Origin of the sequence: Microcystis sp. M083S1 (assembly GCF_020246405.1) — a bacterium.
Taxonomy (GTDB): Bacteria; Cyanobacteriota; Cyanobacteriia; order Cyanobacteriales; family Microcystaceae; genus Microcystis; species Microcystis aeruginosa_C.
Genome location: NZ_JADBTB010000036.1, coordinates 1 through 12261 on the forward strand (window position 1 = coordinate 1; position 12261 = coordinate 12261).

11 protein-coding genes are annotated in these 12261 nt (G+C 45.0%); 8 read left to right on the forward strand and 3 right to left on the reverse strand.

What is annotated here, in order from left to right:
• Both IM450_RS03605 and IM450_RS03610 read left to right on the forward strand, forming a co-directional pair.
• Positions 1–726 (forward strand): RNA-guided endonuclease TnpB family protein (locus tag IM450_RS03605; RefSeq protein ID WP_287720584.1); only part of this gene is annotated, 726 nt, incomplete at its 5' end.
• Positions 727–913: 187 nt separating this feature from the next.
• Positions 914–1336, forward strand: a complete 423-nt coding sequence (locus tag IM450_RS03610; RefSeq protein ID WP_002761229.1) for a SufE family protein — start codon at positions 914–916, stop codon at positions 1334–1336.
• A 4-nt stretch (positions 1337–1340) separates the two neighbouring features.
• Here the strand turns inward: IM450_RS03610 and IM450_RS03615 are convergent, their stop codons facing one another.
• On the reverse strand, positions 1341–1892 hold the full coding sequence (locus tag IM450_RS03615) for a transcriptional repressor (protein ID WP_002737956.1): 552 nt from the start codon (positions 1890–1892) through the stop codon (positions 1341–1343).
• 105 nt (positions 1893–1997) lie between these two features.
• Between IM450_RS03615 and IM450_RS03620 the strand changes: the two genes are divergently transcribed.
• A complete protein-coding gene (locus IM450_RS03620) occupies positions 1998–3263 on the forward strand; it encodes a DnaJ domain-containing protein (RefSeq protein ID WP_002801640.1) in 1266 nt (421 codons plus the stop codon).
• Here IM450_RS03620 and IM450_RS03625 read toward each other — a convergent pair.
• Positions 3216–3830: a molybdenum cofactor guanylyltransferase gene (locus tag IM450_RS03625; RefSeq protein WP_287664369.1), complete on the reverse strand. Its 615-nt coding sequence runs from the start codon at positions 3828–3830 to the stop codon at positions 3216–3218. The genes IM450_RS03620 and IM450_RS03625 overlap by 48 nt on opposite strands.
• Positions 3831–4009: 179 nt before the next feature.
• On the opposite strand from IM450_RS03625, the gene IM450_RS03630 reads away from it, so the two are divergent.
• The 5 genes from IM450_RS03630 (at position 4010) to IM450_RS03650 (ending at position 10616) form a co-directional block, all read left to right on the forward strand.
• Positions 4010–5149: a DegT/DnrJ/EryC1/StrS family aminotransferase gene (locus tag IM450_RS03630; RefSeq protein ID WP_287664353.1), complete on the forward strand. Its 1140-nt coding sequence runs from the start codon at positions 4010–4012 to the stop codon at positions 5147–5149.
• 37 nt (positions 5150–5186) lie between these two features.
• Positions 5187–6092: a cyanoexosortase B gene (crtB, locus tag IM450_RS03635; protein WP_287664356.1), complete on the forward strand. Its 906-nt coding sequence runs from the start codon at positions 5187–5189 to the stop codon at positions 6090–6092.
• On the forward strand, positions 6085–6831 hold the full coding sequence (locus IM450_RS03640) for a cyanoexosortase B system-associated protein (protein ID WP_287664358.1): 747 nt from the start codon (positions 6085–6087) through the stop codon (positions 6829–6831). Before crtB ends, IM450_RS03640 begins: the two co-directional genes overlap by 8 nt.
• 236 nt (positions 6832–7067) lie before the next feature.
• Positions 7068–8294: a polysaccharide biosynthesis/export family protein gene (locus IM450_RS03645; protein ID WP_287664360.1), complete on the forward strand. Its 1227-nt coding sequence runs from the start codon at positions 7068–7070 to the stop codon at positions 8292–8294.
• A gap of 117 nt (positions 8295–8411) precedes the next feature.
• On the forward strand, positions 8412–10616 hold the full coding sequence (locus tag IM450_RS03650) for a GumC family protein (protein ID WP_287664363.1): 2205 nt from the start codon (positions 8412–8414) through the stop codon (positions 10614–10616).
• 6 nt (positions 10617–10622) lie between these two features.
• Here the strand turns inward: IM450_RS03650 and IM450_RS03655 are convergent, their stop codons facing one another.
• Entirely contained in the window at positions 10623–12071 is a 1449-nt protein-coding gene (locus tag IM450_RS03655) for a family 10 glycosylhydrolase (protein ID WP_287664366.1), read from the reverse strand.
• Positions 12072–12261 lie beyond the last annotated feature (190 nt).

Here is a 12261-nt window from a genome sequence, read left to right on the forward strand (position 1 = left end):
AGATTACATCCTTCTGGACGTTGGCATATCTCAATTAGATTTGATGACCCAACGATTAAGCCTTTACCAGTAACAGATAAAGCCATTGGAATTGACTTAGGAATTAGTAGCCTAGTAATTACCAGCAATGGCGATAAAGTATCTAATCCCAAGCATTTTAACAAGCATTATCGGAGACTGCAAAAGGCACAAAAAAGTCTTTCTAGAAAACAGAAAGGCTCAAAGAATCGAGAAAAGGCAAAAATCAAAGTAGCCAGAATTCACGCTCAAATCACCGATAGTAGAAAAGACCATCTACATAAGCTAACCACTCAATTAGTTCGGGAAAACCAAACGATTGTGGTTGAGAATTTAGCCGTCAAGAATATGGTCAAAAACCCTAAATTATCTCAGGCAATATCTGATGTAAGCTGGGGAGAAATCACTCGACAATTAGCCTATAAATGCCGTTGGTACGGAAGAAATTACATCGAAATAGATAGATGGTTTCCTAGCTCTAAAAGGTGTAGTAATTGCGGGTATATTGCTGAGAAAATGCCGTTAAATGTTCGAGAATGGGATTGTCCAGACTGTGGGACTCACCATGACCGAGATATTAACGCCAGTAAAAACATTTTGGCCGCAGGGCTTGCGGTGTCAGTCTGTAGAGCGACCATAAGACCAGAACAGAGTAAATCTGTTAAGGCAGGTGCGAAAAATCCTTCGGGACCCCAAGCAGAAACCTAAATCGTGAGGTTTGGGAATCACCGTCCGTTTACGGCGGCGAGGATGTCAATGATGCCAATTCTAGCAGATAGCCTCGAGGCGCTCTGACCAAGGTAGCCCTGGCAGCGATAACCACAGCGCGCAACTTCCGCAAGAATGCTAATATAAAAAAGCTATTGGCTAATTTTTTCCTATTTTAACTCGCAATATGCTCCCGTCTAATCTCGATCGCATCGTCGAACGCCTCAAACGCCGTACCGATCCTAAGCAAAAATACGAACAATTACTAGCTTTTGCTAAAAAACTAGAACCAATACCAGAATCTGCCAAAATACCCGCTAATAAAGTTCATGGCTGTGTATCCCAAGTTTATATCACTGCCGACCTCGAAAATGGCCAGGTTTGGTACAAAGGGGATTCCGACGCGCAATTAGTCAAGGGTTTAGTTGCTTTGTTAATCGAGGGTTTCAATGGACTGACTCCCACGGAAATCCTGCAAGTCACCCCGGATTTTATCGAAGAAACCGGCTTAAAAGTCAGTCTTACCCCTTCCCGCGCCAACGGATTTTATAATATTTTCCAATTAATGCAGAAAAAAGCTCTCGGTTTTCAGTTGGGAATGTCCGCTTAGATACCTAGTTTTCTGGTTCCGGTTCCTTTGATTCGGGAATCTCGCAGTTTTGGAAACGAGTATCCACCAGCGAACGCGTACAGCCCCAATTACTCGGTATTCCCGACGGCCAACCCATCCGCAAAGCTTCCGGACAGATGGCCATCACCGTTAACTGACAGTCAATTAACTGAAAACCCTCTTTCTCACACTGTTTGAGACTGTGTTTGAGAATAGAATCATTGTTAAATTCGATGGTTTTATTGCACTGAATACAGACCAAATGATGATGGTGGTGGGGATAGGGTTGATTGAGTTCGTAGTGTTTATGACCTTCGGCCAATTCCAACTCCCGCAAAATCCCCATCCGCGACATTAGTTTAACACTGCGGTAAATTGTCGATAAACTAATTCCTTCCCCCCGTTTGTCCAGTAATTCCTGCAATTCCTCAGCACTGAGATGATTGCCTTTCGGTAAATTCTGGAAAACGTGCAGAATTTTCTCTCGCTGGGGAGTTAAGCGCCACCCCCGCGCGTTGAGTTCCGCTTTCAGGGAGGAAGCAGTGTAGGCAGACATAAGCGATCAACTCTCAATAAAAGCTATTTAATTGACAATGATAGTCGTTTCGGCGAGCCATTGGCAACAATTTTAAGTAGTTGAAAATTCCCCCAGCATTCGAGTATGAAAAATTACTATGAAGTCCTCCAAATTCCCCGTAATGCCAGTAATAATCAAATAAAAGCCGCTTTTCGTCGTCTGGCCCGGCAATATCACCCCGATTATAATCCCGATGATCCGGAGGCAGTGACAAAATTTCGGGAAATTGAACAAGCTTATCGGGTTTTGAGCGATAAAGAGAAAAGAAAAGAGTATGATCGCAGTTTATCCCCGGAAATACCCACTTTTCACCCCAGTGCCGAGGATTTTTATCAGCAGGGATGGCGCTACGCTCAAGAGAAAAATTATCAACTAGCGATCGCATTTTACCAGCAAGCGCTCGCAATTAATCCGCAATTTTGGCAGGCCTATCTGCAACGGGCGGAAGTTTACTACTATAATCAGCAGGATCGGCAAGTTTTGAGCGATTGTCGCCAAGTTTTGCAGTTAAAACCCGATTGTTCCCAAGCTTACTATTACCTCGGTTTATCCCGTCAACGACTCGGTTACACCCAATCCTCCCTAGAAGCTTATGGCAAAGCAATCGCTATTGACCCAAATAATCCCCAATTCTATTATCAAAGAGGATTAGCTTTAGAGGAACTCTCGGAACTGCCGGCAGCACGAAAAGATTTCCAAATAGCGGCCAATAAATTTAAGCAACAGGGAAATTTTCGCCGCTATCATGCCATTGCAAATAAATTAAGAGACCCTCAGAAAAGTTATCGACAACGGCAATCAATCAAGTGGTCAAAAACTCTTTTTATTGTTTTTGATTTGCTGAAAATCTCTTTTTCATCTTTGCTCAAACCCAAGACCGGTCTAGCAGAGGCTTTTTTAAAGTTCAACCGTAATCAGGCTTTGGCTACGGGTGTATTGGCAGCAATCATCAGCAGTTTTTTCATCGCTTTGACTTGGCAAAACTGGACAGTTAAATCCGAGTTTTTACTGTTACTAGGCTGGGCAGTATTTCCTTTTATTATTCTGACTTTATCTAGTTGGTTGGGCAGAAAATTAAGTAATAAATATGGTAGTCTCACCGGCGATATATTTTTAGCTGGCCTGATAATTTTGCCCTTTTCCCTCGTCATTTTGCTCACTTCCTATTTATCCATAAATGGCGATATTATCGGCGCAATTATCGGTGTAACCGGCGGTTATCTAACCGGAATGCTCTACTATGGTTATCGCCATTTATCCAATATTTCTTCGCCGATCTCTTTACTTTTACTCCCTTTTGTGCTAGGTTTTCTTACGGTTAATATCTGGGGAGTTTATTATTATCTCTAAATCTTCTGGGGTATTACAGTTAAATAAAATCTCGGAATTATCGATAATTAATTCCTCCACCACAGAGACATTTAACCATTTTTGAAAAGAAGTTCCCCCTTGCTGAATATAAGTCTGCAAAGATTCTAAACAACGACGATGATAGAAACCACAGAGAGGTTCCCAACGCTCACCGCACCGGGGAACCAAAGCGATGGCATTTTCTGGTACAGTGGCTAATAATCTTGACCATCCTTGAATAATTGGGGGTGTTAGTAAAGGTAAATCGCAAGGGAGCAATAAAACCCAATCGGTTGATACAAAAGTTAATCCCAAGGCAAAGGCCAATAAAGGACCCCTAGTGGGGAGAGGTTCCTTGATTATCCGGCAGCATTGGGGAATGATAAGTTCATAAGGTTCTGGCCAAGGCGTAATCACAGACACCTGTACTGCACAATCTTGGGCAATTAAACAAGTATTCTCTAGAAAAGAGAGACCCTGAAAAGATAACAAAGCTTTATCTCGTCCCATACGAGAACTTTGGCCACCGGCCAAAATTAACGCAGTTAAAGCAGTAAAATCACTCATAATCACCAGTTCTAAAGGATAAACCACAGAGGCACAAAGAACACAAAGAAAAAGACAGACTCGATCAGTGAAGACTATCTATCAGATAAAGGACAAGAGAGCCTACTAATCTAGCCAACTTGCTCAAATCCATGCTAGTCTCTTGATAATTAATAATATCTTCATAACATAAGCACTAGATGAATTCCAATTTAATCAAAGTTCCCTTTGTCGATTTAACTTGGCAAAATCAGCCCCTACAAGCAAAAATTACCGAGGCCATCCAAACAGTTATCGACCGGGGAGATTTTGTTTTAGGTCAAGCTTTAGCCGAATTTGAAACCGCCTTCGCCCAAGCTTGCGGAGTCGAGTATGCTGTGGGAGTAGCTTCCGGCACTGCCGCTCTTGCCCTTGCTTTACAAGCTTACGGCATCGGTGCCGGGGATGAAGTGCTAGTCCCCGCTAATACCTTTGTCGCTACCCTCATGGGTGTTATTCAAGCGGGAGCTAAACCGGTTTTAGTTGATTGTCACCTCGATACGGCCCTAATTGACCTTGCGGCGGCCGCCCAAAAAATTACCCCCAAAACCCGCGCCATTCTACCCGTACACCTGTACGGACAGATGGTATCACCCCAACAATTACAGGATTTTGCCCGCAGCTATAATCTGATTATCTTTGAAGATGCAGCCCAGGCCCATTTAGCCAGTAGAGAAGGTTATCGCGCCGGCAGTGTCGGTGTGGCGGCGGGGTTTAGTTTTTATCCCAGTAAAAATTTGGGTGCTTTTGGCAATGGCGGAATGTTAGTGAGCAATGATCCTGAAATTAGCCAAAAAGCCCGCAGTTTAAGAAATTATGGCGCACCGAGCAAGTATTTCCACACCGATATCGGCACTAATAGCCGTTTAGATAGCATACAAGCCGCCATTTTAAACATTAAATTACCCCATCTGGAAAGTTGGAATCGCTCCCGTCATCGAGCGGCAAGACAATACGACCGGCTTTTGGCTCCTTTAGCCGATAAGGGCATTTTACCCATACGAGACGAAACCGAAACCGGTCATGTCTATCATCTCTACGTTATTCGCATCCTCGCCCATTGTCCCGTTGAACGCCAACAACTACAAGAACAATTAACTGCCGTCGGTATTCAAACCGGCATTCATTATCCGATTCCCTGTCATCTGCAACCGGCCTATCGCTACCTGGGTTATCAACAGGGAGGCTTTCCTAATGCAGAGATTCTCTGTGAAGAAATTGTCTCTCTCCCCATGTACCCCGGTATCAGGGAGGAGCAAATTGACATCGTGGTTGAACAGATTACTGCGATCATCGGGTAACATAAATTCAGAATTTGTCACTAAATCGCTCTGTCCTATGGGTATTAGTCCTTCCCTATCCCCCGTCTCCCAGAAAAATTGGCAATCTTGGCTGATTATCGCTTTCTTGGCGGTTATCTATGGTCCGGTGATCTTTCATTGGTACGATGGTTGGCTGAATAAATCGATCAGCATCGAACACGAATACTTTAGCCACGGCTTGATCGGCCTTCCCTACGCCGCCTATATTGTCTGGCAGAATCGTAAAAAATGGCAGCGCCTCGAAGATCGCTCCCATCCCCTCGGAGCTTTTTTGTTAACCCTAGGAGCGATTTTTTATCTCCTCGGTTCCTCCCTTTGGGTTAGTATATCTTTTCCGATTATTTTAGCGGGCATCTGTCTCTGGTTAAAAGGAACGGAAGGTTTTAAATTACAGGGATTTCCCCTACTTTTAACAGCTTTAGCGACTCCTAATCCTATCCCCTACCTGATCACTCCCTATACCCTACCCCTACAGGTTTTTATTGCCGCTTGCGCCGGTTTTATTCTTCAGCAAGCGGGCTTAGATGTCTCCGTTGACGGTATCTATGTAGCGGTAGAAGGTAGGATGGTGGAAGTCGCCCCCTACTGTGCGGGGCTGAAAATGTTATTTACCAGTCTTTACGTCACGCTGCTGCTGCTCCATTGGACAGATACCATCGAAAACGGTCGTAAAACCCGCTTTATGCTCCTCAGTGCCTTTGGAATTAGTGTCGGGGCTAATATCGTTCGTAACGCGCTTTTAGCTTGGTTTCACGGCACAGGACAAGAGGCAAACTTTAAATTACTCCACGATAGCTGGGGGGGTGATTTATACTCCGTCTTTATGTTATTACTGATCCTTTTGGTCTTCCAAATCATGCAGTATCGGGACGCAGCCAAGAAACAGTCCCTAGCTCAAGAGGAAGGTAACAAAGGTGATTAGTCAAAAAATTCCAGCCGAGGTAACTTTAGTGTTAGATAAAATCAAAAAAAAGCTACCGGGTAATTATCTACTCCTGTTGTGCCTGCTGCTGCTATTGATTTTAGGGGGTATCTTGCCCAATTTAATTTCTGGCCATTGGTCTTGGCTGGATCAAGCGAGAATCGGTAATATTCAGAAAATGCAGGCCTTACAAAAATCGGGAATCGAGTTGTCTGACCTGAAAACCATCAACCAGAGCCAAGGGGAAATCGGTGAGGGAAAATGGTCGGTACAACTGGTGGAAACTCCTGAAGGCAAGAGGATCACCGTGCTTTTAAAGCCACAGATATACTATAAAAATCAACCAGGATTAGAATGGTCGGATATCAGTTCGATTAGTCGTTGGAATCAGGGGGAAACAACCGAGCTATCAATTCCCACCCGGTCGGGAGGAAAGGCCACGGCTCGATTCTATCGGGCTTGGACACAAAACACCTTTGCCGTGGTGCAGTGGTATGCTTGGCTAGGTGGTGGTCATTACGATTCCTCTGTTTGGTATTGGCTTGACCAATGGGCGCAATTAAAAAGACAGAGAGTACCCTGGATAGCCGTTTCCTTAGTGATTCCCTTAGAACCGACGAAAGAACTGCAAACTCTCACTCCCTTTGCTCTCAATCTCGCCAAGGAAGTTCAAAGTAACTTAGAACAAAATGTCTTAAGTCAATTAACTTCTCTCCCTGAGTCTAAAAAAGAAAAGTAGTTTTTCTGCTCCTAACCATCTCTTTAAAAAAAACTAGCTCAAGGCACTTTTCTAGCCCTTAATAGCTTCTTTGTTCCTCTCCCACTAGGTATAGCCATTTCAGATAAGTCTGATACAATCTAGACCAGTGAAACCCTTATGAACTCTGGCATTGATATTCTCAATCTTAATTGAAATGACTATAACTCCCAGAAAATAAATTATCATCGTCAGAACCCAAAAATTGACAGATCTGTATGATTCCACCAACGCTCAACAAGTTTTTGCCAGTTAGTTTATTGAGAACCGGGGCCATAGCCCTATCAGGGTTGGGTCTGACAGGGTTCTTGTGGATAATTGACTCCGAGAGCCTCAAGGCCCAGGGTCCTTTGTCCATACCCCAGACTCAACCGGGGGCCGGGTTGGAATTTTTGCCCCCCCAACCCCCTAATCCCACCTTTCCTGAAAACACGATTCCCCCCGCTGGCTACAGTCCACCGGGTTACTCTCCCAATAATCGCCAATTCCGACAAATTCAGTCCTATCGACTCGATATCGGCGATCAAATTACTGTCTCGGTTCCCGATTTTCCCGAATTTAATTCCTCAAGTCCTGTGGATCCCGATGGTAATTTTCTGGTGCCGATTTTAGGGCGTATTCCCGTGTTGGGCTTGACTTTAGACGAAGTGCAAACTAAAATCCGCCTGGAATTGGGGCGAAAATACTTGCGGGAGGAACCAGAAGTCATTGCCTTTCTAACCGGTCCGCGTCCCGTCCAGTTAACCATTCTGGGAGAGGTACAGCGACCGGGGTTTTATAGTGTTGCTCCTAATACTCCCCTAGCGCAGGTACTTTTGGCCGCGGGTGGCGGCACCCCCAGAGCCGATCTGCGTTCGATCGTTGTCCGTCGGGTTTTAGTCGATGGTACAGTATTAGAGGAGAAACTTGACCTTTATACTCCCTTAATTAAAGGGGAACGCTTGCCAGATCTGCGTCTGCAAGGGGGCGATGCCGTGATTGTTTCCAAGTTAGAAGTGGGCCAAGAGACGGGATATAATGGCACATTGGTGGCGAGAACCACCCTCGCCCAGCAGAATATCACGATCAGGGTTTTAGCTCCCTTAGTTCCTTCGGGAATTGCCCTGAGAAATGTTTCGATTCCTAATGGCAGTACCTTCCTCGATGTGGTGGCTAGTTTACCGGTTTCCGATCGCCTGCGGATTAATGTCAATGAAGTGTCTCTGCTCCGTTTTGACAGTGCCAAAGGGGGAATTGTTAGTCAAACTTTGAGTCCGATAGCGGCAGTTAGAGGAGATATCTCGCAAAATGTTCCCTTAGAAGATCAGGACGTAATTATTGTCACCCGCACCCTATTAGGGGAAATTTTCGCCGCTTTTAATATTATTACCCAACCCATCCGGGATATTACGAGTTTTACCAATACAATTCTCAACCTTAGCAATCAATTCGATAACTTCCGATAATTGAGGGGCAACTCGCTCCCTTCACTCCTGAACACAACTTCATAGTCTAGGATTTCAAGGACGAGAATAACTCTTGACCGCTAAAATGTAAAGAATCTGGGAATACATTAAAAAGCTATGGCTCTACCAATTGTTAAACGATTTCTCATCTCGCTAGATCAGAACAAATTTGTGGGAATATTCGTCTTCCTCGTCTGTTTAGGCGGTTCTGTGATCTTTGCTCTCCTACCCGATCCTGAGAAACCGCCCACCTTTTATCGAGCGGTGGGACAATTGGCCTACCGGGTGCCGCCGCCGGCTTTTACCAGTACAGGAACCAAACTGCAACAACAAGGGCGAGCTATTAACCGCGATTTACTGCTGTCTCCCCGGGTATTAGTCAATGTGGCCAAAAAATTGCAATTTAATCAGGAACAGATCATTAAAATTCGCGATCAAGATTTGAAAATCACCTTCCCTGGTGAAGCGGAGGGACAAAAAAATAATAGCGACCAACCCCAAGAGATACTTTTAGAGTTAAGGTCCGACTCCCAGTCCAAGGCGGAGTTAATTCTCGAAACCTTGATGAAGGAAATGGTGGAATACAGTCGCTGGCTGAATACTTCCCAGTTACGGGCCCGCATAGAAGCTCTCAGTGTCCGACTTAACGAAGTCCAAAAAGATTTAACCAGAGCCGAAGAAAAGTTTTATCGCTACATTAGTACCCAGGGTTCAGATTTATTGGCGATTCAAGATGGGAGTTTATTCACCGCTATCACCAGTAGTCAACAGCAACAGCGAGAAATTCGCCTAGAACTGCAAGGCATTCAAGGACAGATTAATAGTCTGAGTAAACAACTCGATTTAACCCCCGATCAAGCTTACACCTCCTCGGCCCTTAGTGCCGACCCGATTATTGCCAGTATCCGAGCGCAGATCTTGGGTACGGAAGCCCAATTGGAGCGACTACAGAAGGATTTACGTCCCGAACATCCCACCGTAGCTAAATTACGCAAAGAACAGGAAGTTAACGAATCTCTCTTACAAAAAAGAGCCGCCGAGGTGATCGGAAAAGATGGCATCCTGACCGATCTTCCCAGCAGTCGCATCCGTCAGCAAAGTAATCTCGATGCCACCCGTCAACAACTAGCGGCTCAATTAGTCACCCTGCAAACCCAGCGCGAGGGTTTAATGAAACAATTAGAATCCTTAGTGACTCAGGAACAGCAATTACGCTCCCAATACGAGAAATTCCCCGATAAACAGCTACAGCAAGCTCGTTTAATCCAAGCCGTCGCCTTTCAACGGGGTATCTACGAGAATATTCTCAATGCTCTGGTGGATGCTCAGGCCGCAGAAGCGGAAACCGTGGGTAGTCTCACCGTCGCCCAAACGCCAGTTGCTGAACGGATCGAACAGGTGTTTAACCGCAAGAATCGTACCTTGATTCTCTTGGTGGGTGCTGGTTTGGGAACTTTAGCCGGATTGGGCGTGATTCTCCTGTTAGCAGTGATCGATGATCGCCTGCACAGTCCCCAAGAATTGCGGGAAGCTTTGGTTAGTCGGGATATACTACTCTTAGGACAATTGCCCATTGTCCGGAATTTAGAGGGCGAGGAAATCGAGCCGATTCTCGCCGATGCTAATGCCAATTATCTCCCCTACTACGAACGTTTACGCAGTACCCTGCGACTTGTTGGCGGCGGCGAAACGGTGAAAGTAGTTGTTGTCACCAGCATTACTGGCGGAGAGGGGAAAACCGCCACTGCCTATAATCTGGCGATCGCTGCGGCTTTAGCGGGGCGACGGACTCTGTTAGTAGAAGGAGATCTGAGAAGTCTTTCCAAAGCTGAAAAAATCGGAGTCATTCCCGATCCTAATTCTTTCCGAGAACCCCTACTTTACTACGGGGCAAAAAGTAAATCGGTCCGTCTGGCCCCAAATATTGAAAACCTTTCCATTTTGCCTAGTCCCGGTCCGCAAAAACAAGCGGCAGCTATCATTGAATCGAGCGAATTACAATTAATTCTCAAAGATTCTCGCGGCCGTTTCGATCTGGTGATTGTCGATACGCCTTCTCTGTCTAGCTGTAATGATGCGCTTCTCTTAGAAGAACTAGCAGACGGGATTATTCTGGTAACGCGCCAGGCGATCACTCGTTCTAGTCTCTTGAGTGAAGCAACTGACCAGTTAGCAGAAGCGGAGGTGAAAATTTTAGGGGCGGTGATTAACTACGTCGATATTACAATGAGTCTCAACACCGCCGAACCAGAACTGCCAGCTTTGATAGTTCCCTCAACACAGGGACAAACAGAGGTGGAGGAAGTGAAAGTGGAGGTGTAAATGCGGTTAGATTTGACAAAATCTTCTGGCTTGATCGAATTGTGGTTCTTGCCAAGAAAAAGCAAAATGACTGATACCATCTATTGTGGGAAAAGCGATCCGAATCGCTTCCATTTGTACTTCTAAGGAGGGACGATTGTTATAGGGTTGTCCCCATAAACCCGCTAAAGCTGGGATAACAGGAGTTTGATTTCCCCTGCTTGCCACTACTCTTTTGATCTGATTAACTATACAGGTGGTATCGTTACAATTAGCGTAGGACATGGGATGCCATTCTAGGGAAGCGGGAAAACTATCCCAAGCTTGTAAACGAGAATCAAAACCTTGATTACCCACAAGACGATTCCCATCAGGAAAAAACACTGCCCCGGCGGGAATTCCCTGACGTTCCACTAGGGCGGAAAAATAACTAATATAATCAATTACACCCTGGGCAGCATGGGCAACCGCTAGGAACCAAAGTTCTAATTTGAGGCGATCAAAACGGGTTTTAACTGATTGTTTCATCTCCTCCTCTAAAGGTATTCTTCCTTGCCAAAGAGGGGCGGTTTCTTGGGGATAAAGGAGGTCGGCTTCGACGATATCATCGGGGGAAATTTGCCCACGAGTCAGATAGCGATCGATTAAAAATTTGCCCTTATTATTCAATCCTCGATTAATGAAAGCTTGTCGGGATGCTGGACTAAAAATCCATAAATCTTTGACATCATCAGCAACAGAATCGACTCCTGTTCCTCTGGGATAGCGAATATAATCAAATAAAACTCCATCGGGACGACGTTGTAAAATGGCTTCTAGGAGAATTAAATAATCCTGTCGCGCTTGATTACTGTAGGGATCGACAAAAGTTTGGGATTGATCATCGACAAAAGAGGTGCTATCTTGTCCTTTACCATTGCGTGCTAACACCTCCTGTCGATCGGGTTTCAAGCTATAAGCATAGCCAAAATTGAGGCTAAATAACCAAGCATAAACCTTTAAACCGCGTTTATGTCCCTGTTCGATCGCCTGTGCTAATAAATCGACATTTCCGGCACTGGGATTTTTAATGACGCTATCCCAAACGGTGGGATTATTGTTAGGAGGTAATAGGACTTGACCATCGGCAAAAACTTCCAGATAAACTGTATTATAACCTTTGGCCACGATGCGATCGAGGATACTTTCGATCGAGCCTGGACGGGTATCACAGGAGTAGAGACGTAACCAGATCGCCTGTTCCTGTAACCAATGTCGGGACCGACAAAAGCGCAATTGTTCAGCATATTTCTGCAATAAAATGTTATATTCTTGGGGCGAAGTTTGACGCAGATTTTCTTGTTGTTTGATTTCTGATTCGGACAGTTGACAATTATCATTGACAGCGAGGCTAGAGTTAATCCCTAGATGACTACTCCAGAGGATTGTAGCGAGGAAACAGGATAGAGATCGCAGACAATTAATTTTCTTTAACATAGTTGTTCACAGCGTTTGCTATTTTTTTATTGTTGGCACTTTCAGATAAATAGGGTCTGCTGAAAAAGTTTTTCCTGGGGGTAGGGTGTGGGGTGTGGGGTGTGGGGTGTAGGGTTTTACCGATTTTCAGGTGGTCAACTACCTAATTTTCAGGGAAAAAGTACCTCAATTTTCCCCCTGATCACTCCCA

Excerpts from the sequence above, each read along its gene's own strand:
- IM450_RS03610 (WP_002761229.1), top strand. The coding sequence starts at position 914 with ATGCTCCCGTCTAATCTCGATCGCATCGTCGAACGCCTCAAACGCCGT.
- IM450_RS03615 (WP_002737956.1), bottom strand. The coding sequence starts at position 1,892 with ATGTCTGCCTACACTGCTTCCTCCCTGAAAGCGGAACTCAACGCGCGG.
- IM450_RS03620 (WP_002801640.1), top strand. The coding sequence starts at position 1,998 with ATGAAAAATTACTATGAAGTCCTCCAAATTCCCCGTAATGCCAGTAAT.
- IM450_RS03625 (WP_287664369.1), bottom strand. The coding sequence starts at position 3,830 with ATGAGTGATTTTACTGCTTTAACTGCGTTAATTTTGGCCGGTGGCCAA.
- IM450_RS03630 (WP_287664353.1), top strand. The coding sequence starts at position 4,010 with ATGAATTCCAATTTAATCAAAGTTCCCTTTGTCGATTTAACTTGGCAA.
- crtB (WP_287664356.1), top strand. The coding sequence starts at position 5,187 with ATGGGTATTAGTCCTTCCCTATCCCCCGTCTCCCAGAAAAATTGGCAA.
- IM450_RS03645 (WP_287664360.1), top strand. The coding sequence starts at position 7,068 with ATGATTCCACCAACGCTCAACAAGTTTTTGCCAGTTAGTTTATTGAGA.
- IM450_RS03650 (WP_287664363.1), top strand. The coding sequence starts at position 8,412 with ATGGCTCTACCAATTGTTAAACGATTTCTCATCTCGCTAGATCAGAAC.
- IM450_RS03655 (WP_287664366.1), bottom strand. The coding sequence starts at position 12,071 with ATGTTAAAGAAAATTAATTGTCTGCGATCTCTATCCTGTTTCCTCGCT.